The following is a 23577-nucleotide window of genomic DNA, read 5'->3' on the forward strand; positions in this document are numbered from 1 at the left end:
ATTAATCGCCTTTCCCCTCATGGGGAGGGATTATTCCACGATGAACAGCGGCTTACCAGTCATCTCTTGCGGGATTTCCATACCCATTAAAGAGAGCATGGTCGGCGCGATGTCAGAAAGTTTGCCACCTTCAACTGCTTTCACGTTCTTATCGCCAACGTAAATCAGCGGAACAGGCAGGTTGGTATGCGCCGTGTGAGCCTGACCCGTAGCCGGATCGCGCATCTGTTCAGCGTTACCGTGGTCAGCGGTGATCAGCAGTTGTCCACCCACGGACTCAACAGCTTTGGTCACTTCTGCCACGCAGTGATCCAGTGCTTCAACTGCTTTAACTGCTGCTTCCATCACCCCGGTGTGACCTACCATGTCGCCGTTCGGATAGTTACAGATAATGGTGTCGTATTTGCCGCTCTTGATGGCAGCAACCAGTTTTTCGGTCAGCTCTGCGGAGCTCATTTCCGGCTGCAGATCGTAGGTAGCCACTTTCGGCGAGTTGATCAGAATGCGATCTTCGCCTTTGAACGACTCTTCTACGCCACCGTTGAAGAAGAAAGTGACGTGGGCATATTTTTCGGTTTCGGAAATACGCAGCTGAGTTTTATCGTTTTTCGCCATCCACTCGCCGAAGGTGTTAACCAGAGAGGCTGGTGGGTAAGCAACGGCAGTTTTGATGTCAGCGGCGTATTCGGTCAGCATCACGAAATCGATGTTAACCACTTTCTTACGCGCGAAGCCGTCGAAATCAGCGTTCACGAATGCACGAGTGATTTCACGTGCGCGGTCAGCGCGGAAGTTCATGAAAATCAGCGCATCGCCGTCTTCCATCGCTGCATCTGGCTGGCCTTCAGCACGGATAACGGTCGCTTTCACAAACTCGTCGTTTTCGTCGCGAGCATAAGCGGCCTGCAAACCAGCAACGGCGGTATCAGCCTGGAACTCACCTTGCGCCAGAGTCAGCAGGTCATAAGCTTTTTCAACGCGATCCCAACGGTTATCGCGATCCATTGCGTAGTAACGACCAATGATGGACGCTACGCGGCCTTTACCCAGCGCGGCAAATTTCTCTTCGAATTTTTTCAGTGAGGATTCAGCACTGCGCGGCGGGGTGTCGCGACCGTCAAGGAATGCGTGCAGGTAGATTTTCTCTGCGCCACGTTCAGCCGCCAGCTCTACCATCGCCATGATGTGATCTTCGTGGCTGTGTACGCCGCCTGCGGAGAGCAGACCCATAATGTGTACCGCTTTGCCCGCGTTTTTCGCTTTATCTACCGCACCAGTCAGCACCGGGTTAGCGAAGAAAGCGCGATCTTTGATTTCAACGTCCAGACGAGTCAGGTCCTGATACACGATGCGGCCGGCACCCAGGTTAACGTGGCCTACTTCGGAGTTACCCATCTGACGGTCAGGCAGACCGACTTCCAGACCGGAAGCGTCGATCAGGGTATGCGGACGATTGGCCCACAGTGCATCCATTACCGGGGTTTTAGCACTAAAAATGGCGTTATCCTGTTGTTCTTCACGATAGCCATAGCCATCCAGAATCACCAGTACCATAGGTTTTTTAGAAACCGACATTGCGACAACCTCATACTCAAGAGTCAAAATTTGCGTAATTTTACTACAGCTGAATCGATAAAATAGCCTCTGAAGATCAAAATATACGACCGCTCGCGGCAAGCCGATGCCAGATTTGCGATTTTTTTTCGTAGCGTGCCGCAAAATTGCATTCCGGTGCACGCGCTGGCTGTATTTGCCGCAACGCGCAGGTATACTCCTTCCCTGGTTTTTAATCACTACGTCGGGAGTTATTACCCCCCATGCAAGAAATTATGCAATTTGTTGGCCGTCATCCCATACTGAGTATCGCCTGGATCGCGTTACTGGTGGCGGTTCTTGTTACTACGTTTAAGAGCCTGACCTCAAAAGTGAAGGTAATTACTCGTGGTGAAGCTACGCGTCTGATCAACAAAGAAGACGCAGTGGTTGTGGATTTACGCCAGCGTGATGACTTCCGTAAAGGCCATATCGCAGGTTCTATCAATTTGTTGCCGAGCGAAATCAAAGCCAACAATGTTGGTGAACTTGAGAAGCACAAAGACAAACCGGTCATCGTGGTAGACGGTTCTGGTATGCAGTGCCAGGAGCCTGCAAACGCGCTGACGAAAGCGGGTTTTGCGCAAGTATTCGTGCTGAAAGAAGGCGTCGCTGGCTGGGCTGGCGAAAACTTGCCTCTGGTGCGCGGCAAATAATTTACCTGCCATCTTTCATGCCGCAGGCCGTTAGCTGCAATTAGACCCCCAGCGACTTATTGATATAAGCTTCTGGGGACACTCCATTTTGCAGCCGCCCTGCAATATGAAATTTCAGGGTAAAAAAACAGGAGCTAAGTTATGGCCAATGTTGAAATCTATACCAAAGAAACCTGCCCGTATTGCCATCGTGCAAAAGCACTGCTGAGCAGCAAGGGCGTAAGTTTCCAGGAGCTACCGATTGATGGCAACGCCGCTAAGCGTGAAGAGATGATCAAACGCAGTGGTCGCACCACGGTTCCGCAAATTTTTATTGACGCACAGCACATTGGCGGCTGTGACGACTTGTATGCATTGGATGCACGTGGTGGACTGGATCCCCTGCTGAAATAACGTATTAACGTTGGCATTACACTGCGCAGTATTTAAGGACAACACTTAAGGGTTTTCTACACATGTCAGAACAAAACAACACCGAAATGACCTTCCAGATCCAGCGTATTTATACCAAGGATATTTCTTTCGAAGCGCCGAACGCGCCGCACGTTTTCCAGAAAGATTGGCAGCCAGAAGTTAAACTTGATCTGGATACGGCATCTTCTCAACTGGCAGATGACGTTTACGAAGTGGTACTGCGTGTTACCGTAACGGCATCCCTGGGCGAAGAAACCGCGTTCCTGTGCGAAGTTCAGCAGGGCGGTATTTTCTCCATCGCGGGTATCGAAGGCACCCAGATGGCACATTGCCTGGGCGCATACTGCCCGAACATTCTGTTCCCGTATGCTCGTGAATGCATCACCAGCATGGTATCTCGCGGTACGTTCCCGCAACTGAACCTTGCGCCGGTTAACTTCGATGCGCTGTTCATGAACTATTTGCAGCAGCAGGCTGGCGAAGGTACTGAAGAACATCAGGATGCCTGATGAACCAACGTAATGCTTCAATGACTGTGATCGGTGCCGGCTCGTACGGCACCGCTCTTGCCATCACCCTGGCAAGAAATGGCCACGAGGTTGTCCTCTGGGGCCATGACCCTGAACATATCGCGACGCTTGAACGCGACCGCTGTAACGCCGCGTTTCTCCCCGATGTGCCTTTTCCCGATACGCTTCACCTTGAAAGCGATCTCGCCACCGCACTGGCAGCCAGCCGCAATATTCTCGTCGTCGTACCCAGCCATGTCTTTGGTGAAGTGCTGCGCCAGATTAAACCGCTGCTGCGCCCTGATGCGCGCCTGGTGTGGGCGACAAAAGGGCTGGAAGCGGAAACAGGGCGTCTGTTACAGGACGTAGCGCGCGAGGCGTTAGGCGATCAAATTCCACTGGCGGTTATCTCTGGCCCGACTTTTGCGAAAGAACTGGCGGCGGGTTTACCAACGGCCATTTCGCTGGCCTCTACCGATCAAACCTTTGCTGATGACCTCCAGCAACTGCTGCACTGCGGCAAAAGTTTCCGCGTTTACAGCAACCCGGATTTCATTGGCGTGCAGCTTGGCGGCGCGGTGAAAAACGTCATTGCGATCGGTGCCGGCATGTCCGACGGTATCGGTTTCGGGGCGAATGCGCGAACGGCGCTGATCACCCGTGGTCTGGCTGAAATGTCGCGTCTGGGCACGGCGCTGGGCGCCGATCCTGCCACCTTTATGGGCATGGCCGGTCTGGGCGATCTGGTGCTTACCTGCACCGACAACCAGTCGCGGAACCGCCGTTTTGGCATGATGCTCGGTCAGGGCATGGATGTACAAAGCGCGCAAGAGAAGATTGGTCAGGTGGTGGAAGGCTACCGCAATACGAAAGAAGTCCGCGAACTGGCGCACCGCTTCGGCGTTGAAATGCCAATAACCGAGGAAATTTATCAAGTATTATATTGCGGAAAAAACGCGCGCGAGGCAGCATTGACTTTATTAGGTCGTGCACGCAAGGACGAGCGAAGCAGCCACTAAACCCAGGGAACCTTTGTTACCGCTATGACCCGGCTCGCGCAGAACGAGCCGGTCATTATCTCATCGTGTGGAGTAAGCAATGTCGTGTGAAGAACTGGAAATTGTCTGGAACAATATTAAAGCGGAAGCCAGAACGCTGGCGGACTGTGAGCCAATGCTGGCCAGTTTTTACCACGCAACGCTACTCAAGCATGAAAACCTTGGCAGTGCACTGAGCTACATGCTGGCGAACAAGCTGTCATCGCCGATTATGCCTGCTATTGCTATCCGTGAAGTGGTGGAAGAAGCCTACGCCGCTGACCCGGAAATGATCGCTTCTGCGGCCTGCGATATTCAGGCGGTGCGTACCCGTGACCCGGCAGTTGATAAATACTCAACCCCATTGTTATACCTGAAAGGTTTTCATGCCTTGCAGGCGTATCGCATCGGTCACTGGCTGTGGAATCAGGGGCGTCGCGCACTGGCTATTTTCCTGCAAAACCAGGTGTCTGTGACTTTTCAGGTCGATATTCACCCGGCGGCAAAAATTGGTCGCGGTATCATGCTCGACCACGCGACAGGCATCGTCGTTGGTGAAACAGCGGTGATTGAAAACGACGTGTCGATTCTGCAATCCGTCACCCTTGGCGGTACGGGCAAAACCAGCGGCGACCGTCACCCAAAAATTCGTGAAGGCGTGATGATTGGCGCGGGCGCGAAAATTCTCGGCAATATTGAAGTCGGGCGTGGCGCGAAGATTGGCGCGGGTTCTGTCGTGCTGCAACCAGTGCCGCCGCATACTACCGCTGCTGGCGTTCCGGCGCGTATCGTCGGTAAACCAGACAGCGATAAACCGTCAATGGATATGGATCAGCATTTTAACGGCATTCACCATACGTTTGAGTATGGGGATGGGATCTGACGTCCTGTGCTCGTGCCGGATGCGATGCTAACCGCATCTTATCCGGCCTGGCGTAACTAATCTCTCAACACCGCTCCCGGATATCCCAACTGCCGCCAGGCTTCATACACCACGACCGACACCGCATTGGACAGGTTCATGCTGCGGCTGTCCGGCACCATCGGAATCCGAATTTTTTGTTCAGCGGGCAGAGCATCAAGAATGCTCGCTGGCAGGCCGCGTGTTTCCGGGCCGAACATCAGATAGTCGCCATCCTGATAGCTTACGGCGCTATGGGCGGGTGTGCCTTTAGTGGTGAAGGCAAACAGACGCTGGGGATTTTCTGCTCTAAGGAACGCGCTATAGTCATGATGACGCGTAACGGCAGTAAACTCGTGATAGTCCAGCCCCGCGCGGCGCAGGCGCTTATCGTCCCAGGCAAATCCCATCGGTTCGATGATATGCAGACGAAAGCCGGTATTAGCGCAAAGACGGATGATGTTGCCAGTGTTTGGCGGAATTTCTGGTTCGTAAAGTACGATGTTTAGCATACTGCCCCCTTAGTGCGGGGGCAGGATAGCAGAAAATCGGGGATTAGTGCGGCCTTTTCCCCTCACCCCGGCCCTCTCCCCGGAGGGGTGAGGGAGAAAAGGTGAGGGAGACAATGTAGTGTCGGGCAGGTAAGGTCTTTTCTCCTCACCTTAAAGAAGCCTGGAGGAAAATAGGGCGAGGAATTGTTTTCAGCCTGAGGGAGTACAGACAGCGCCGATCGGTTCCCTCTCCCTGAGGGAGAGGGTTAGGGTGAGGGGGCGCAAACGACTATGCTGCATTCCCTTTCGCCATCGGAGCCAGCGCCGCAGGCAACTCTTTACCCAGCCCCTGAACCAGCGAATCTTCCGTAATTTCACCGATCGATTTCGCGCCAGTCAGCGTCATCGCCACTTTCATCTCTTTCTCGATCAGATTCAGCAAGTTCGCCACGCCCGCCTGACCCGCTGTTGCCAGCGCATACAGGAACGCACGACCCAGCAGTACGGTATCGGCACCGAGCGCGATCATACGCACGACATCAAGTCCGTTACGAATCCCGCTATCTGCCAGAATGGCGATATCGCCTTTCACCGCATCCGCAATCGCAGGCAGCGCACGGGCAGAAGAGAGTACGCCATCTAACTGGCGGCCGCCGTGGTTAGAAACCACAATCCCGTCAGCACCAAAACGTACTGCATCACGCGCATCTTCCGGGTCGAGGATCCCTTTGATCACCATCGGGCCATCCCAGAAATCGCGGATCCACTCAAGGTCTTTCCATGAGATGGACGGATCGAAGTTATTCCCCAGCCAGCCGATGTAATCTTCCAGTCCGGTCGGTTTGCCGAGGTAAGCCGAAATATTACCTAAATCATGCGGACGACCGTTCAGGCCGACATCCCATGCCCATTGCGGATGCGTCACCGCCTGCAAGTAGCGGCGCATTGCAGCGTTCGGGCCGCTCATACCAGAATGTGCATCACGATAACGCGCACCCGGCGTCGGCATATCTACGGTGAAAACCAGTGTCGAACAGCCCGCCGCTTTTGCCCGTTCCAGTGCGTTACGCATAAAGCCGCGATCGCGCAGCACATAAAGCTGGAACCACATCGGACGTTTGATAGCTGGAGCGACTTCTTCAATCGGGCAAACTGAAACCGTTGAGAGAGTAAACGGAATGCCATGCGCATCAGCCGCTTTGGCTGCCTGAACTTCGCCGCGACGCGCATACATGCCGCACAAACCCACCGGAGCCAGCGCCACTGGCATCGACAATTTCTCATTAAACAGCGTCGTTTCCAGGCTTAAGTCGGACATGTTTTTCAGAATACGCTGGCGCAGCGCCACTTCTGACAAATCCTCCACGTTGCGGCGCAGCGTGTATTCAGAATATGCACCACCATCCATATAGTGGAACAGGAACGGCGGCAAAATGCGTTGCGCTGCGGCGCGATAATCGCTGGCTGCGGAAATAATCATGCGTTTTTCTCCCTCGAATGCTCATTATGCTCACCGGGCAGGCGGGTAATGCGTGCACGGCGAGCCTGATCTTCATCGAATCGTTTCATGGTGGTGTGGACAAAGCTGAGGTGCGCCATCATTGCTTTACGCGCACCGTCGGCATCACCGGCAAAAATGGCGTTAATGACCGCCTGATGCTGTTCAGTCAGTTGCGAAAAAACGGGCGGCACCAGATACATCCGCTGACGACTTTGCATCACTGAAGATTGCAGGACATCAAAGAAACCGCGCATGGTTTGCAGCAGCACGATGTTATGTGAGGCTTCGGCAATTGCCAGATGAAAACGAACGTCCGCTTGCGAGGCGAGATCCGGGTCTTCACTCAGCGTCGCTTCAAAGCAGAGCTGTATCTTTTCTTTATCGGCTTGTGTGGCACGCATTGCTGCGTGCCAGGCGGTGCTGGCCTCAATGGCGTAGCGGGCTTCCAGAATATCGAAGCTGTAATCCGGATCATCAGCCATCAGCGTTTTCAGCGGCTGGACGATGTTTTGCTCCGACCACGCGTCATGGCGCCAGCGGATAAACGTCCCGCCACCGCGACGACTAAGCAGCACACCTTCACTGACCAGTTTTGCCAGCGCCTCGCGCAGGGAATTACGCGATACGCCGAGTTGCATCGCCAGTTGACGTTCAGCGGGCAACTTCATGCCCGCCTCCAGATTTTGTTCATCAATCAGCGCCCGCACACGGGAAGCTACCTCGTCTGACAGGCGTCTGGGTATAACCATCATTACGGAATCATCCACGTTAAGACGTAGGCCTGAAGCGTGGTCATCACGCCCACCATACAGGTGAATATCAGGCTGTGTTTGACAGTAAAGCGGAACAGATCTGACTCTTTGCCCACGAGTCCTACCGCCGCACAGGCAATGGCGATGGACTGCGGGGAGATCATTTTGCCGGTGACTCCGCCGGTGGTGTTGGCAGCAACCAGCAACAGATCAGAGACGCCAATTTGTTGTGCTGCGGTGGCTTGCAGCGCGGCAAACAGGGCGTTAGATGACGTATCCGACCCGGTCAGGAATACCCCCAGCCAGCCGAGGAACGGCGAGAAGAAGGTGAATGCATGACCGGTATGCGCCAGTGCCAGCGCCAGCGTTGACGACAGCCCGGAATAGTTTGAGATAAAGGCGAACGCCAGCACCATGCCGATGGAGTAGATGGGGAGCGCCAGTTCTTTCAGTGTGCTGCCGAAAGTGCTGATGGCGTCAGAGGGTTTCATCTTCAGCCAGACGATAGAGAGCAGCGCAGCAAACAGAATGGCAGTACCGGTGGCAGAGAACCAGTCAAACTTAAACACGGCGGCATAGGCAGTGGCTTCGCTGACAACTGGCGGCATACGGGCAACCAGTTTGTCGAGATACGGCACCGGAATGTTGATCACCCACTCATACAGCACACCACCCGAAGCGAACAAGGCTTTAAACGGCGGAATACTCCACAGCGTTACGGTGGCGGTCAGGAACAGGAACGGTGTCCAGGCACGTAACACCTGACCTGCGGTGTAACCGGTGTGAGCCAGCGTCATATCAACCTGGGATGCACCCAGATCGCCGAAGCGGAAAACGCGCACCGGCTGCCAACGTTTGAGGAACAGCGTCAGGCAGAGCAGCGATACCAGCGAAGAGATAATGTCCGGCAGTTCCGGCCCAATAAAGTTAGAGCTAAGGTACTGAGCGATGGCAAACGAGCCGCCCGCAACCACGACCGCAGGCCAGGTTTCTTTGATACCGCGCCAGCCATCCATAATCGCCATGATCCAGAACAGGACGATAATGGTCATAAACGGTAGCTGACGACCGACCATCTGGCCAATCTCAAAGCTGTCGATGCCTGTCACCTGTCCGGCAACCAGAATCGGAATGCCCATCGCGCCAAATGCCACCGGCGCGGTGTTAACAATCAGGCACAACCCGGCGGCGTACAGCGGTTTAAAGCCCAGCCCGACCAGCAATGCGGCGGTAATTGCTACCGGTGCGCCAAAGCCTGCGGCACCTTCGAGAAATGCGCCGAAACAGAAACCGACGATCAGCATTTGCAGGCGCTGGTCAGGGGTTATTGAAAGAATAGACGAGCGGATGATGTCAAACTGTCCGGTTTTCACCGAGATCTTATAGACGAACACCGCCGCAATAATGATCCACGCGATGGGCCACAAGCCGTAGAAGAATCCATAAACGACCGAGGCCAGCGCGTTGGCGACCGGCATTTTGTAGAACAGCAAAGCCACCGCAAGGGCGATTGCTACCGTCCATGTAGCGGCGACATAGCCTTTTAGTTTGAGCTTAATCAGCGCAAAGAAAAAAAACAGGATGGGAAGCGATGCTATCAGGCTGGAAAGCCAGATATTCCCGGCGGGATCGTAGTTTTGTTGCCAGAGATTCATTGCAGGTCTCCTGGAGGCCACGCACATCGTGTAATGAGTCTGTTGCTCATCTCCTTGTCACACGTTGTGTAAAAGTGGCACTGCCAATTTTGTTGTGTAGGGATAATGACAATGAATGGTTAACTAAATGTTATGCATTGGCAACGTTAATGTGAGTTTTAATTGGGGAACTGTGAACCAGAGGTCAGATAAGCGAAGAATTGGTAGGGCCAATTATTGTGGGGGAGAAAAATTTGCTGCGGAGCTGGCTTGTGCCCCTCACCCTAACCCTCTCCCCGGAGGGGCGAGGGGACTGATTGTGCTCGGTGTTAGATGGAGCGCGTCCTTCAGCAATGCAAGAAAACCATTATGCACGGTATCAGATGCAGCACGTTTTTCCCCCTCGCCCCTTTGGGGAGAGGGTCGGGGTGAGGGGGCAGCGCGCACGAGACCCCACATCAGCCCGGCAATGCAAGAAAACCATTATGCACGGTATCAGAGGCAGCACGTTTTCCCCCTCGCCCCTTTGGGGAGTGGGTCGGGGTGAGGGGGCAGCGCGCACGAGACCCCACACCAGCCCGGAGATGCAAGAAAACCATTATGCACGGTATCAGATGCAGCACGTTTTTCCCCCTCGCCCCTTTGGAGAGAGGGTCGGGGTGAGGGGGCAGCGCGCACGAGACCCCACACCAGCCCGGAGATGCAAGAAAACCATTATGCACGGTATCAGATGCAGCACGTTTTCCCCCTCGCCCCTTTGGGGAGAGGGTCGGGGTGAGGGGGCAGCGGGCACGAGACCCCACACCAGCCCGGAGATGCAAGAAAACCATTATGCACGGTATCAGATGCAACACGTTTTTCCCCCTCGCCCCTTTGGGGAGAGGGTCGGGGTGAGAGGGGCAGCGCGCATGTAACCTCAAGTTAATGTCAAAAAGCCGAAGTCACAATTTGTGCAATTTTCAAACAAAAAAAGGGCAACCCTCCTCAGAGAATTGCCCTTAGTCACACTAACTTAATGGGTCATTACCACTGAATACCGGCACCAAGTGCGGCGGAGTATTCACCCTGGCTATTGGTACTACCTTGTAATTTGTAGACCCAACGACCGTTGGCGCTCACCATCGACACACCTAAAGCAACAGCCGATTCACCGTTGTATGTACCGCCACCAATGGAGGCCATGCTGGCACCTGGCGTGTAAGCCTGCGGCAGACCGGTCATCGCCATTGCAGAAGCGATACCACCGCTCAACTTGCTTTCGGTTTTGGACAGTTTGTTATCCATCTCAACCATGCGCTGATCGGTGTATTGCTTCGTTTCCTGCACGCTTTGCTTCAACTGCGCGTAGTTCACCGCGTCGTTGTTGTTAACGCCAGCGGAAACGTTGCTGATGCGAGTCGTTCCGCCATTACCACCGCCGAGAGTGATATTGCTGTAGTCAACAGAACCGTCAGCTTTGGTGTCATAGCGCACGCCGCCTGCTTCGGAAGACTTCAACTGCGCAACGTTAACCGCGTCAGTAGCATTTTTACCAGCGGCAACGTTGGTGATACGGCGTTGGTTAGTGGAAGAACCTACGGAGATCGTATTTTCTTCGTTTGCCACAGAGCCAGTACCCAGCGCAACGCTGTTATCAGCGGCAGCAATAGAGCCAGAGCCAATCGCAACACTGTCTTTACCCTGCGCGTTAGCATCTACGCCATCGGTGTTGGTCTTGAAGTACTTGGTGCTACCGGTGCTTACGATATCGCCAATACCGTTTTCGATATTGGTGACGCGGGTATCCAGATTCGTTACCTGAGTATTCAGGTTAGTAATGCTCTGGGTGTTCTGGGAAACCTGTGCGTCCGTCACTTTCAACTGACCAACGTTAACGGCATCGGTATCTGCCGAACCCGCCGCGACATTAGTGATCTGACGTTGACCGTCTTCACTGCCGACAGAGAACTCACCGACAGAGTTCTGCGGCGCGTCCATGTTGTAGGCGGTGTAGCCAGTCTGAGCGCCGCGAGTGGTCTGAGAACCATTACCCATTGCAATACTGTTTGCATGGTTGGCGCGTGCGTTAGAACCGATAGCAATACCGTTGATGGCATCTGGCAGAACCAGAGTGTTCAGGCCGATACCAATACCCGCGTCAGCATTAACGATAGTTTTCGCGCCCATCGCCAGCGAGTCAGTACCTACCGCCAGTGAATCTTCTTCCGTTGAGTTGGCATGGTAGTACTTGGTCGGCGTAGTGGCGACAGCACCAATGGCGTTTTGCAACTGGCGTACAGTCACGGCGTCATGGGATTCAGTACCATCGGCAACGTTGATGATTTGACGATATTTACCATCATCGCCAATCGACAATGCGCCAAGCAGTTCGCCGTCTGTGGTGTCGTAACCAATCACAACGCCTTCTTCGGTTACGCTGGTGTTACGAGAACCTTTAACAATCACACGACTGGAGACGGATTCGCTACCCAGCGCGATACCAGTATCAACGCTGCTGCTGCTATTCTGACCAATTGCGACACTGCTTTCGCCGGAAGCGACAGCGTTATAGCCCACCGCTGTAGCGCCAGTACCTGATGCGCTCGCATCAATAAAGGTTAAGCCGGTGTCATTAGTACGCGCATAGTTCAGACCCGCACCGTTCTCTTCGATGTAGTCTATGCTGGTATTACCGGCAATCTGGTTGATGATCTCATTTTGCTGATTGATCAACGTGTTGGTGGCGAACAACTGTGAACCATTAATTGCATCAGTACTGGTTTCAGAAATATCACCATTAGCAACATTAGTGATTACGCTGGCTTTGCCATCGCGGCTGGCGCTGAACGCACCATTTTCACCGGCGGTTGCGTCCCAGAGCAGCGCATCATCCAGGGTTGAGTCGATCGCGTCCAGAGCATCACCGACGTTATTGTAATCGGTATCAGCAATGGAGTACGTCGGCGCACTGATGCTACCGTCAGCATTTACTGCGGCGCCACCGCCCAGGGCATCAACAACAGAGTTGCTCACACCGTAGAGTTGCCCACCATTGATGGCATCGGTGCTGGTTTCAGAAACGGCACCATTTGCGACATTGGTAATTTTGCTGGCATTGCCACCGTGGCCGGCGCTGAATGCACTTGCCGTTTCATCCCACAGCAGAGCGTCGCCCAGTGAAGTACTAAAGGAGGTGTTAATCGCCGCCAGCGCATCACCTACGTTATCGTAGCTGTTGCTACCGATGGTGTAGGACGGGCCAGTAAATACACCGTTTTCATCAACCGAGGCGTTACCGCCAAAATAGTCTGCCAGTGAATCACTTAAGCTAAACAGTTGCCCACCGTTAACAGCGTCGGTACTGGTAGACGAGATTGTTCCAGCGGTGACGTTAGTGATTTTGCTGGTGGTTTCGGTGCCGTGTGCAGCGGTGAATGCGCTTGCGGCGTCATCCCATTTCAGCGCATCTTCACCGAGGTTGTTCACCGTATCAGTCAGATTGGTGATGTTGGTGGTGTTAGTAGCGATGTTAGTGGTGTTGGTTGCCACATTGTCGTTAGTGGTTTTTAACTGCGAGCCGTTAACCGCATCTTTACTGGTCGCAGAAATATCGCCATCCTTAATATTGGTAATTTTGCTGGTGGCATCGGAGCCGTGTGCTGCGCTGTATGCCTTTTTAACCGAGTCCCATTGCAACGTATTATTGTCGAGACCCTCTAATGCGTCGCCGACATTACCAAAGACACCGCTTTGCAGTTGATAGCTAGGAGCGGTAACTATTCCTGTCCCCGTCGTATCGACGGAGGCTCCACCACCAAGGCGATCGGCTATTGATTTGCTAATATCAAAAAGTTGTGAGCCATTGATGGCATCGTTGCTATCCTTAGCGATACTCCCTTTTGCCATATTAACAATTTTACGCTGTAGTGTGTCGTTCCCCACAGAAACACTATTCTCTAGCTTTGCGACAGAACCTGTGCCCAGGGCAACGGAGTTAGCACCTGTTACACTGGTTTGGCCACCAATCGCAATACTGTTTTCAGGTCCTGCTGAGCTTTTTTGTCCAATCGCAATACTGTTTTCGTTACCTGCCAGACTACTATTACCCAACGCAATAGAATTTACACCATCTGCCTTTCCTGCCTGACCGAAAGCCATTGCTCCAGCTTTGGCTGCATTGGCACCATATCCGAGCGCAACGGTATTGTCCGCGTTAGCTACGCTGCTTGCGCCTAATGCCAAACTATATAATCCATTGGCTTCGCTTTCGGCACCCATTGCAATGGAACCTGTGCTATTGCCCAAGGCGTTTCTACCTAATGCCAGGCTATCGTCACCAGTGGCCTTACTGTCTACCCCTAGTGCTACCGATTTTTCTCCTAATGATGACGCTCTGTTACCTAACGCAACACTACCTTTATTTTGGGCTCCGGAACCTTGACCTATTGCCACTGCACTCTCACCGCTATCACTGGAGCCAACCGCTAATGCAACTGTATAGTCGCCAATGGCACTAGCGCCACTGCCGATAGCAACCCCCCTGCTCCCTGTGGCTTTCGATAGCTGCCCCATTGATACTGAACTTTGTCCAGTAGCATTACTGTTATAACCCACTGCAGTAGCCCCAGCAGCAGAGATTGCATTTACCCCAATAGAAATACTTGCTGTGCTACCGCCTACAGAGGAAGCTTTCGCACCTTTACCAATAGCAATCCATGCATCAGTAAGTTCGGTGCCATCAGAATATGTACCACCATCAAGACTGACAGAAGCACCTGCCCCAAACGACGACATCATCCCACCTGCAACCAGCGCAGAAATTAACAGCTTACTGCGCCCGCTCTTTTTCCCACGACTTTTTGCCGTTTCGCTGGCGACGCTGTAACTTCCCGTCGCAGGGTTCCAGATAACTTTAAAAATTTTGTTCATTGTTGTTGCTCTCTATTCCTTGATATAAGTGCAATGACTGCATTTATTTTTTGCTTTTTTTCTGCCGGTTATCAGCAGGTGGAAGGTTGTCGAAGTTGATATTCTGCATATTAATAGCCAACTTCAGGTATTTCAGGTTATTGGGAGACACCCCTTTTAACGTTAAGTTAATGTCTTGCCATTGACCTGGTAATAATTTCAGCGTGGAGTTCATAGTGGTGCTAAATAGTAGCTGTTGCCATTTGGCATATTCTTTTAGATTACTCGGCCTTTCACCGCCCCAGGTGGCATGAAAACCAATATTTGATACGGGAATACTTAATAAATTGGCCAATGACATATGAATAACACTGCCATTTTCTATTGCTTCAACAGATAACACCCTGCCGGCAATACCTACCGAACCGTTATTTAAAATGAAATATTTTGTTTGATCGGGGTTAAATTCAGTAAAGACAAATGTATCTTGCTGATGCTTAATCTCTTTCACTACCTGAGCCAGCAGCTTTGTACTGTTTATTAGACTAATGCTTTGTTTTTCAATGGTGTTTGTCTTTTTGGTTTCTTGTTCTAATCGTTTTTCGAGTTGATCAATTCTGGCCTTTTGTTCTTCTTGTTGTTTTGTGAGTTCATCAACGACTTTGTTTTTTTCGACATAATCACAACCTGACAGCATCAGTATTGTCGAAGCCGCCAGGACGCTTATCAATAATTTATTCACTTTCATATAAACTTATCCTTACATATCATCCCTGATACCAACGCGGTCTAAGGGATGTGTCCATTTGTGGTTGATGCTTTTGCGATTTATACGGCTGGCTTTATGAATGTTGCGAATATATTTATTATGAAAATTATTTATTAAGTTTTAAAATTGTTTAATTGTGTTAGGGAGGCGGATTTTAATGAGGAGGGTTATCAGATGTCAAACACTGCATTTAAAGCAGAAAAATAGCTTTCATTTAATATTCACACAATAAATGTTTTGGGTGAGTTTTTAGAATGTGGATGGAAAAAATAACGGCAAAAGTTTTATTTTATGAATGATATCTTCCATTTTTAGGCGTCGAACCAAACCTTTTACTGAATGCATTTTCAGATTTAGTGCCATTGGTAAAAAGTAGACTCTACGAGGAAACAGAGGAAAAAGAGGAGGATATTTGTTACATCCCGCATTTAGAAACGCGGGATGTGAGGGAGATATACAGGTAAGAGGGTTAAAATGCTGTCTTTGAGAACCCGGTCATCTCTTGCAGACCCATTTCACGACCCAGTGCGGTCATCGGATGTACAACCACAAGCCCCCGAACGCTTTTCTTCAGCTTACCCATATCGGCTTGTTCTTTTTTGGTAATCGCACGCTGGAACGGCATCTTCATCAGCTTTTGTGCTTCTTTGCTGAGTTTCTGGCTATGAACTTCACGCAGGCGGGCAATTTCAGCTTCCAGCGTAGCTTTCTCTTTTTCCAGTTCGGCATATTTGTCTGCGGCTTCAACCAGCGACAGATCGGCCTGCTGGTGACGGATGGCGTCCAGACGATCGCTGAGACGTTTGATTTCGTTTTTTTCGACTTCTTTCATGGGATGGCTTCTGATAAAGATAAATTTATAGCCCCTAGTATGCGCGACGAGGTGCTTTGTTCACAACCGATGGCATTGTAATAGTTTTGTCGGGTAACAAATCTTGTGTTCAAAAATCATATAATATATTGATTAATAAACAATATAATCAGAAGGTGAGGGCAAGCGTTGTGGATTTCGCACGTTTTCCTTAATGTCATTTTTATCGGGATCTAAACTAAAATCGGCGGTCGCGCTTTCCCGGCGCGGGGTAATACGGAGATATTATTATGGGCAAATTAGGTGAAAACGTTCCGCTTCTTATTGATAAAGCCGTAGATTTCATGGCATCAAGCCAGGCGTTCCGGGAGTATCTGAATAAACTTCCCCCCCGTAACGCGATTCCATCCGGTATACCTGAGGAAAGCGTGCCGTTATATCTACAACGTCTGGAATATTATCGCCGACTTTATCGGCCGAATCCGGTAGAGGAGAAGTAAGCGAAAGTACTTACTTTTGAAAGGCTTTTTTTAAGCTGATTTTGGAAATCAGCTCTGTCAGTGAAAGGACCATTGTTGATCGCACAGCCTGTTGGTAACGCTGAACTTGCATCGCATACAAACTGGAGTCTATTGGTTCAAACTGTGGCGGCGGTGGTAGTGCCGCCACGCAATGCAGTTCGCCAAATGGCCCAAGAATTTCATCATCGGTAAATGCGTACTCGTTGCCGTCGTGGTTCAGCTCTTCCCGCAGCGCCATCAACAGTTCCGCATCTTCGTATTCATGGCGACTAATTACGCCAAGCCCATAAATCAGCTTTAAGCGCACGGACAGGTCGCCCAGCGGACCATCGCCGTCGAGTAACGGTTCTACAGCATACTTCACCGCGTAATCGTCTTTGCGGAATACCTGAAGCACCAAAAGATTCACCGCCTCGGTCAGGAGATCGACGGCGGTAATCAGAAAGCTTCGCACGGTTTTGCCAGCATTCAGACGCTCAAGCACACGGTTTTCAAAGGCCTGGGTTTGTTCCATTGTTGCCTGCATATCTGACAATCTGTTATTCGGGCGCAGGGAGCCCTGCGCCTGGTTCATCATTATTGCATTGCGTTATAAGCGGTTACTGCCTCGGATACAACCTCGCTGTTGGCATCAAGACCGGAAATCTGTGCCAGCGCCGCCTGCGGACCTTTGTCAGCGATCAGTGCTGCCAGCTCCTGAGCCTGCGGATCATCTTCACTGCGGAAGTGCATTGCACCAGCAATCCCCTGAATCAGATTCTTGTGCGGAAGGCCGTATTCCAGTGTACCCAGCAGTGGCTTGATCAGACGGTCGCCAGCACTCAGTTTACGCAGCGGCTGACGGCCTACGCGCTCTACATCATCTTTCAGATACGGGTTCTCGAAACGGCCGAGGATTTTCTGGATGTACGCCGCGTGCTTGTCCGCGTCAAAGCCGTAACGCTTAATCAGTACCGCGCCGCTTTCTTCCATCGCCCCTTTTACCACCGCACGGATTTTCTCGTCGAGAATCGCGTCACGAATAGTCTGATGACCCGCCAGTTTTCCAAGGTACGCGGTTATAGCATGGCCTGTGTTCAGGGTGAAGAGCTTACGTTCGACAAACGCCATCAGGTTGTCGGTTAACTCCATACCAGGAATGTTCGGCAGCGTGCCTTTGAACTGAGTTTTATCGACAATCCATTCGCTGAAGGTTTCAACAGTGACTTCCAGCGGATCATTCGTTGCAGACGCTGAAGGCGGTACGATACGGTCAACGGCGGAATCAACAAAGCCAACGTGTTCTTCTACCCACGCTTTGGCGTCTTCCGGCAGGGCGTTCATCACATGGCCTTTCAGTTGCGTTGTGCCGCGTACCATGTTTTCACAGGCGATAATGTTTAGCGGGGAGTCATTACCTTGCTCTTTACGTTTCACCAGCCCTTTGGCGATTGCCGGAGCAATGCGTTCCAGCACGACCGGGCCAACTGCGGTGGTGACTAAATCAACCTGGGCGATTAAATCCACCACATCGTCGCCAATGCTGCTGACGGCATTAACGCCGGTAACGGTATCCACCTGCTCGGTTTCGCCGACAACGTGAACCTGATAGCTATGACGGGCATTCAGGGCATCAAGTACCACCTGATTGACATCGGCAAACGTCAGTTGGATACCCGCGTCTGCCAGCAGTTTACCGATAAAGCCACGACCGATATTACCTGCGCCAAAATGTAATGCTTTCATAGTATTAACCTTCATCAATGTTTTTACCCAAGAGGGCTGGGGTGAGGCTTTTCCCTCACCCAAACCCTCTCCATGTGGAGAGGGGCAGCGCCGGATGCGGCGTAAACGCCTTATCCGGCCTACAAGAACGTGCAAATTTAACAAACTGCGCTTTGTTTTGTAGGCCTGATAAGCAAAGCGCATCAGGCAATCAGCCCCACCGTCTCCATGAGGAGAGGGTGGGCCTGGATTACTTACGACCTGCCAGCAGTTCCAGCACTTCATCCACGCTGGTGGTGTGTGCCAGACGCTCGATGACGGACTCATCATCCAGCGCGTTGGTCAGGCTGGTGATAACCTGAATGTGCTCGTTATTACGGGCAGCAATACCAATCACCAGGCGGGCAATGTCATCTTCTTCTTCACCGAAGCGCACACCTTCCGGATACTGACAGAACACGACACCCGTTTTCAGTACGCGATCTTTCGCTTCAACCGTACCGTGCGGCACTGCGATGGACTCACCCAGATAAGTCGGGGTCAGTTTTTCTCGATCCAGCATCGCCTGTACGTATTCCGGCTCAACATAGCCGCCTTTCACCAGTTGTTCGCCGGCAAAGCGAATCGCTTCTTCTTTGGTGGCTGCTTTGCGACCGAGGAAGATGTTCTCCGCACCGAGCTTAAACAGGTTGGCGTTAGAATCGTCAAAGCTGTCTTTCAGGCTGTCTTTCACTTTCACTTCGTTTTCAGTATGACGCTGGGCAGCAACCAGACGTTCGGTCAGGCTGGTGTACAGGCCGCTGTCGAGGAAGTTAGTCAGCGAAATATGCTGTGCCTGCGGCACCTGACGCATAGCGCGTTCGGTCAGGTCACGGTGAGTGATGACCAGATCTACATCCGGCGGCAGGTTGTTGATCGCGCTGTTAGTAACAGAAATCTGCGACAGACCTGCATCCTGAATTTTCTTACGCAGCACGCCTGCACCCATCGCACTGGAACCCATACCGGCGTCACAGGCAACGATGATTTTACGCACGTGGCTCAGGTCGTTAGTCACATCGCCCGCAGACAGCGGAGACGCACCTTTAGACTCAGCTTTCATGTCCTGCATACGACGAGTTGCTGCTTCAATATCGTCTTCTTCTTTCACTTTGCTGGTTTTCAGCAAAATAGCAGAGACAACGAAGGAGACCGCCATCGCCGCACACACACCCGCGATGTTAGCGAAGTAAGCACCTTTTGGCGTCATCGCCAGTACCGCGAGGATAGAACCCGGAGATGCCGGAGAAACCAGACCACCGCCCAGGATAGTCAGCGTGAACACGCCAGTCATACCGCCGAGGATAACGGCCAGAATCAGACGCGGATTCATCAGTACATACGGGAAGTAGATTTCGTGGATACCACCCAGGAAGTGGATGATTGCCGCACCGCCCGCAGACTGTTTCGCACTACCACGACCAAAGAACATGTACGCCAGCAGCACGCCCATACCCGGACCCGGGTTCGCTTCAATCAGGAAGAAGATGGATTTACCCAGTTCATGGGACTGCTGAATACCCAGCGGCGAGAAGATACCGTGGTTAATGGCGTTGTTGAGGAACAGGATTTTCGCCGGTTCAACAAAGATAGACGCCAGCGGCAGCATGTCATGGACAACCATGAAGTTAACGCCCGCAGCCAGCATTTTAGACAGAGCTTCAACAATCGGGCCAATGCCGAGGAAGGCCAGAATGGCGAGGATCATCCCGATGATGCCAGCGGAGAAGTTATTCACCAGCATCTCAAAACCGGATTTGATTTTACCGTCTACCCAGCGGTCGAAGTGCTTAATACACCAGCCGCCCAGCGGACCTGCAATCATAGAACCGAGGAACATCGGCATGTCTGCGCCGACGATAACGCCCATGGTAGTGATAGCACCAACCACGCCGCCACGTTCGCCGCCTACCAGCTTACCACCGGTATAACCGATCAGCAGCGGCAGGAGATAAGTGATCATCGGCCCGACCAGCTTCGCCAGCGTTTCGTTCGGTAACCACCCTGTTGGAATAAATAACGCGGTGATGATACCCCACGCGATAAACGCGCCGATATTTGGCATCACCATGTTGCTGAGGAAACGACCAAAGCTTTGCACTTTGATCTTAATATCGGATGACATAAAAACACCCCTTCTTATGTTTGCTGTCGCGCAGGCTGGAAGCCCGAGGTTTTTTGTTAATGTGGCGGCAGAGGTAGCCGGACCTTGTAGATACTGCGAAATCTGGCACTGAATCGGTTAACTGTCCAGTCGGCGGCCTTTTGTGTGATATCAGTCACATAAATATAGGGGGTAGAGAGGTAATTGACGTGATGCTCATCACAAAATAACTGTGTAAAAAAACAACAAGACGGCGATTTCCGCTAAAAATGGCATTCAAATGTGAGTAATGTCACAATTTTATTTTGATGGTTTGTTGAATCTTTGTGATCTGAATCACAAGATATTTTCTTCGGTAATTCACCTGATGTGATCTGCAACATGTTCTGACTTTGCCTTAAGACAGTTTTGTAACTGAGCAACTCATCGCCTTTTAAAATTATCCTTCGGTGTGATGGCGAGATTGGCAAACGCAGATTAATGTCAAAGTATCAGCCTGACTCCCTTCCGGCTGCCAGCCAAAAAACAACACTGATAAGCGTGAATCCGAGGCAGATATGTTTCTAAACTACTTCGCGTTGGGAGTGCTGATCTTCGTCTTTCTGGTGATTTTTTATGGAATCATCGCGATACATGACATCCCCTATCTTATTGCCAAAAAGCGCAACCATCCCCACGCCGACGCTATTCATACGGCGGGTTGGGTAAGTCTGTTTACCCTGCATGTAATCTGGCCGTTTCTGTGGATCTGGGCAACGCTTTACCAGCCAGAGCGCGGCTGGGGAATGCAGTCACATGTTGCGTCGCAGGAGAAAGCAACTGACCCGGAAATTGCCGCGCTTTCTGACCGTATTTCCCGGCTGGAGCACCAACTTGCAGCTGAAAAAAAGAGTGACTATTCCACGTTCCCGGAGATCTGATTATGGATCTGTTAATTGTTTTAACTTACGTGGCGCTGGCATGGGCAGTATTTAAAATCTTCCGCATTCCGGTGAATCAGTGGACGCTGGCGACGGCGGCGCTGGGTGGCGTGTTTCTGGTGAGTGGTTTGATTTTATTGATGAACTACAACCATCCTTACACTTTTACCGCGCAAAAGGCAGTGATAGCTATCCCCATCACGCCACAGGTGACGGGGATCGTGACTGAAGTCACCGACAAAAATAATCAGCTTATTCAAAAGGGCGAAGTGCTTTTTAAGCTCGACCCGGTACGTTATCAGGCGCGAGTAGACAGACTCCAGGCTGATTTGATGACGGCGACGCATAATATCAAAACGCTGCGCGCGCAGCTCACTGAAGCGCAGGCCAACACCACCCAGGTTTCAGCGGAGCGCGACCGACTGTTTAAAAATTATCAACGTTATCTGAAAGGCAGCCAGGCGACGGTCAATCCGTTCTCAGAACGTGACATCGACGACGCGCGGCAGAATTTCCTCGCGCAGGATGCGCTGGTGAAAGGTTCGGTGGCGGAGCAGGCGCAGATCCAGAGCCAGCTCGACAGCATGGTCAACGGTGAGCAATCACAGATTGTCAGCTTAAGGGCGCAACTTACTGAAGCAAAATATAACCTTGAGCAAACCATTATTCGCGCACCAAGCAACGGCTACGTTACTCAGGTACTGATCCGCCCAGGCACTTACGCGGCAGCTTTACCGCTGCGTCCGGTAATGGTCTTCATCCCTGAGCAAAAACGGCAAATTGTTGCCCAATTTCGGCAAAATTCACTGTTACGTCTGAAACCCGGTGATGAAGCAGAAGTGGTGTTTAACGCGCTGCCTGGGCAGGTATTCCACGGCAAACTGACCAGTATTTTGCCGGTGGTGCCTGGCGGTTCGTATCAGGCGCAGGGGGTGCTGCAATCGTTAACGGTCGTGCCCGGAACGGATGGTGTGCTGGGAACCATTGAACTCGACCCTAACGCTGATATCGATGCCTTACCCGACGGCATCTACGCCCAGGTGGCAGTTTACTCCGACCATTTCAGCCATGTTTCGGTGATGCGGAAAGTGCTGCTGAGAATGACCAGTTGGATGCATTATCTTTATTTGGATCATTGAGGGGGAGGCCTGGAGGTACAGGCGCTATTGGCAGGAATAGTCACAGTTCTGGCTTACTGGCTATTGCCAGAACTGGTAGCTAAGTTCATGCCATTTGATGCATTTACTGTTAATACACAGGATAAACAACTATTCTGTAGAATTTAGATATTAGACTTTTCGTTTAACCTTCAGAGAAAACTGTTTCGGTGTAATCCCAAAGTAATTTTTAAAGTTTCGAATGAAATAAGATGTGCTTGTATATCCAACATCATACGAAATTCTATTTATATGTTTTTCAGTGGATGTGATCATTTTCGCCGCATGCTGCATTCTGATATCTAAAACTAACGCGTTGAAGTTATTATTTTCTCTTTCAAGTTTTTTCCGAATTGAAACTTCTGACATATGCAAGATATCTCTCAGATCGCTCAGTTTCCATCCTCTTGATAAATCTGCTTCGATGATTTTTTTGAGCTTCTCGGTAAAGGTAATATCTGTTGATACAGACAAGGAATACGCAAGTGGCTCAATTTCATGAATCCTGGAAAGTAAATAAGCAATCTTATAAACTTGCCTGTATGGTGGTAAATCATCACTCATAAGTCGTCTAAAAATTTCTTTATCTGTTTCTTCCAGTTTATAAAAAAATATTCTTTTTCTAACCTGGGTAACTAAACGTTGCCCTGACAAAATCGGTTCCATGACCTTACAGACACTACTTAATATATCACTATCAATAGTATAAATATCATAGGGTACGCCACTTCCAAGCACTTTTAATGTTGCATCAATGACGAGGTTCTTTTCTATATAACACAAAGAGCCGGGAGAGATATCAATAACATCCCCATCTGTTGCCTTAATCACTAATTGTGCATTTCTGATAAAAATCACTGCACTATTGTAAAAACGTATTTTTTTTAATGTAAGCGTGTGATTGTTATCCAAATTAGTATTGATAGGGAGGTCAAACTTGGTACAAGCAACTCGACTATTCATAAAGCCACCTCATGCTTTGTATATATAATTTCATGAGTTTTTACGTTGTGTAAACTCGAAATTTCAACGTATGGGGAAAAAAAGTCAAAACATAAATGTTAATTAAAAACAATATGTTATGATATGTTAATTAAACTTTATTATGATAATGATAATATTATTATCATGAAATTATGCGTGATTAACGAAGTTATGTTGGTTGCCTATACGTTGA

General features: G+C 50.9%; 20 protein-coding genes. 8 read left to right on the plus strand and 12 right to left on the minus strand.

Annotated elements, in window-relative coordinates:
- Window positions 1-30 precede the first annotated feature (30 nt).
- Window positions 31-1575, minus strand: coding sequence for a 2,3-bisphosphoglycerate-independent phosphoglycerate mutase (gene gpmM / locus A7098_RS22585; RefSeq protein ID WP_010344487.1), 1545 nt, complete (start codon window positions 1573-1575; stop codon window positions 31-33).
- A gap of 242 nt (window positions 1576-1817) precedes the next feature.
- Here gpmM and A7098_RS22595 point away from each other — a divergent pair, with 242 nt between their 5' ends.
- From A7098_RS22595 to cysE, 5 genes are all read left to right on the plus strand, one after another.
- The gene (locus A7098_RS22595; RefSeq protein ID WP_001156181.1) at window positions 1818-2249 is read left to right on the plus strand and encodes a rhodanese-like domain-containing protein; all 432 of its coding nucleotides are present in this window, start codon (window positions 1818-1820) and stop codon (window positions 2247-2249) included.
- A gap of 141 nt (window positions 2250-2390) precedes the next feature.
- Complete coding sequence (grxC, locus tag A7098_RS22600; RefSeq protein WP_000024392.1) at window positions 2391-2642, plus strand: glutaredoxin 3; 252 nt, start codon at window positions 2391-2393, stop codon at window positions 2640-2642.
- 62 nt (window positions 2643-2704) lie between these two features.
- Window positions 2705-3172 (plus strand): protein-export chaperone SecB, encoded by a 468-nt coding sequence (gene secB, locus A7098_RS22605; protein ID WP_000003377.1) that lies wholly within the window; start codon window positions 2705-2707, stop codon window positions 3170-3172.
- Window positions 3172-4191, plus strand: coding sequence for an NAD(P)H-dependent glycerol-3-phosphate dehydrogenase (gpsA, locus tag A7098_RS22610; protein WP_001076187.1), 1020 nt, complete (start codon window positions 3172-3174; stop codon window positions 4189-4191). The genes secB and gpsA overlap by 1 nt, the downstream gene beginning before the upstream one ends.
- A 79-nt stretch (window positions 4192-4270) precedes the next feature.
- Complete coding sequence (gene cysE / locus A7098_RS22615; protein ID WP_001277564.1) at window positions 4271-5092, plus strand: serine O-acetyltransferase; 822 nt, start codon at window positions 4271-4273, stop codon at window positions 5090-5092.
- Window positions 5093-5148: 56 nt separating this feature from the next.
- On the opposite strand, the gene trmL is transcribed toward cysE, so the two are convergent.
- The 7 genes from trmL to A7098_RS22655 form a co-directional block, all read right to left on the minus strand.
- Window positions 5149-5622 carry a tRNA (uridine(34)/cytosine(34)/5-carboxymethylaminomethyluridine(34)-2'-O)-methyltransferase TrmL gene (trmL, locus tag A7098_RS22620; protein WP_105281457.1) on the minus strand — a complete coding sequence of 158 codons (474 nt, stop codon included), beginning with the start codon at window positions 5620-5622 and terminating at the stop codon, window positions 5149-5151.
- A 268-nt stretch (window positions 5623-5890) separates the two neighbouring features.
- The gene (gene lldD, locus A7098_RS22625; protein WP_105281458.1) at window positions 5891-7081 is read right to left on the minus strand and encodes a quinone-dependent L-lactate dehydrogenase; all 1191 of its coding nucleotides are present in this window, start codon (window positions 7079-7081) and stop codon (window positions 5891-5893) included.
- Window positions 7078-7854, minus strand: coding sequence for a transcriptional regulator LldR (gene lldR / locus A7098_RS22630; RefSeq protein ID WP_105281459.1), 777 nt, complete (start codon window positions 7852-7854; stop codon window positions 7078-7080). The genes lldD and lldR overlap by 4 nt, the downstream gene beginning before the upstream one ends.
- On the minus strand, window positions 7854-9509 hold the full coding sequence (gene lldP / locus A7098_RS22635) for an L-lactate permease (RefSeq protein WP_105281460.1): 1656 nt from the start codon (window positions 9507-9509) through the stop codon (window positions 7854-7856). Before lldP ends, lldR begins: the two co-directional genes overlap by 1 nt.
- A gap of 1002 nt (window positions 9510-10511) precedes the next feature.
- Complete coding sequence (locus A7098_RS22645; RefSeq protein WP_105281462.1) at window positions 10512-14396, minus strand: YadA-like family protein; 3885 nt, start codon at window positions 14394-14396, stop codon at window positions 10512-10514.
- 43 nt (window positions 14397-14439) lie between these two features.
- Window positions 14440-15123, minus strand: coding sequence for a DUF3251 domain-containing protein (locus A7098_RS22650; protein WP_105281463.1), 684 nt, complete (start codon window positions 15121-15123; stop codon window positions 14440-14442).
- Window positions 15124-15613: 490 nt separating this feature from the next.
- The gene (locus tag A7098_RS22655; RefSeq protein WP_000665680.1) at window positions 15614-15976 is read right to left on the minus strand and encodes a YibL family ribosome-associated protein; all 363 of its coding nucleotides are present in this window, start codon (window positions 15974-15976) and stop codon (window positions 15614-15616) included.
- Between the two features lie 269 nt (window positions 15977-16245).
- Here A7098_RS22655 and yibT point away from each other — a divergent pair, with 269 nt between their 5' ends.
- A complete protein-coding gene (gene yibT / locus A7098_RS22660) occupies window positions 16246-16455 on the plus strand; it encodes a protein YibT (protein WP_000517102.1) in 210 nt (69 codons plus the stop codon).
- A gap of 10 nt (window positions 16456-16465) precedes the next feature.
- Here the strand turns inward: yibT and mtlR are convergent, their stop codons facing one another.
- The 3 genes from mtlR to mtlA all read right to left on the minus strand — a co-directional run bounded on the left by mtlR (window position 16466) and on the right by mtlA (window position 20344).
- Window positions 16466-17053 carry a mannitol operon repressor MtlR gene (gene mtlR, locus A7098_RS22665; RefSeq protein WP_000981834.1) on the minus strand — a complete coding sequence of 196 codons (588 nt, stop codon included), beginning with the start codon at window positions 17051-17053 and terminating at the stop codon, window positions 16466-16468.
- Window positions 17053-18201: a mannitol-1-phosphate 5-dehydrogenase gene (gene mtlD / locus A7098_RS22670; protein WP_105281464.1), complete on the minus strand. Its 1149-nt coding sequence runs from the start codon at window positions 18199-18201 to the stop codon at window positions 17053-17055. The genes mtlR and mtlD overlap by 1 nt, the downstream gene beginning before the upstream one ends.
- 229 nt (window positions 18202-18430) lie before the next feature.
- Window positions 18431-20344, minus strand: coding sequence for a PTS mannitol transporter subunit IICBA (gene mtlA / locus A7098_RS22675; RefSeq protein WP_000093249.1), 1914 nt, complete (start codon window positions 20342-20344; stop codon window positions 18431-18433).
- Window positions 20345-20880: 536 nt separating this feature from the next.
- Here mtlA and A7098_RS22680 point away from each other — a divergent pair.
- Window positions 20881-21243 carry a DUF3302 domain-containing protein gene (locus A7098_RS22680; protein WP_000479623.1) on the plus strand — a complete coding sequence of 121 codons (363 nt, stop codon included), beginning with the start codon at window positions 20881-20883 and terminating at the stop codon, window positions 21241-21243.
- Between the two features lie 2 nt (window positions 21244-21245).
- Window positions 21246-22382 (plus strand): HlyD family secretion protein, encoded by a 1137-nt coding sequence (locus A7098_RS22685; protein WP_000364946.1) that lies wholly within the window; start codon window positions 21246-21248, stop codon window positions 22380-22382.
- Window positions 22383-22532: 150 nt separating this feature from the next.
- Here the strand turns inward: A7098_RS22685 and A7098_RS22690 are convergent, their stop codons facing one another.
- Window positions 22533-23363: a helix-turn-helix domain-containing protein gene (locus A7098_RS22690; protein ID WP_001088674.1), complete on the minus strand. Its 831-nt coding sequence runs from the start codon at window positions 23361-23363 to the stop codon at window positions 22533-22535.
- Window positions 23364-23577: the final 214 nt, after the last annotated feature.

Source organism: Escherichia sp. MOD1-EC7011 (assembly GCF_002965005.1).
Taxonomy (GTDB): Bacteria; Pseudomonadota; Gammaproteobacteria; order Enterobacterales; family Enterobacteriaceae; genus Escherichia; species Escherichia ruysiae.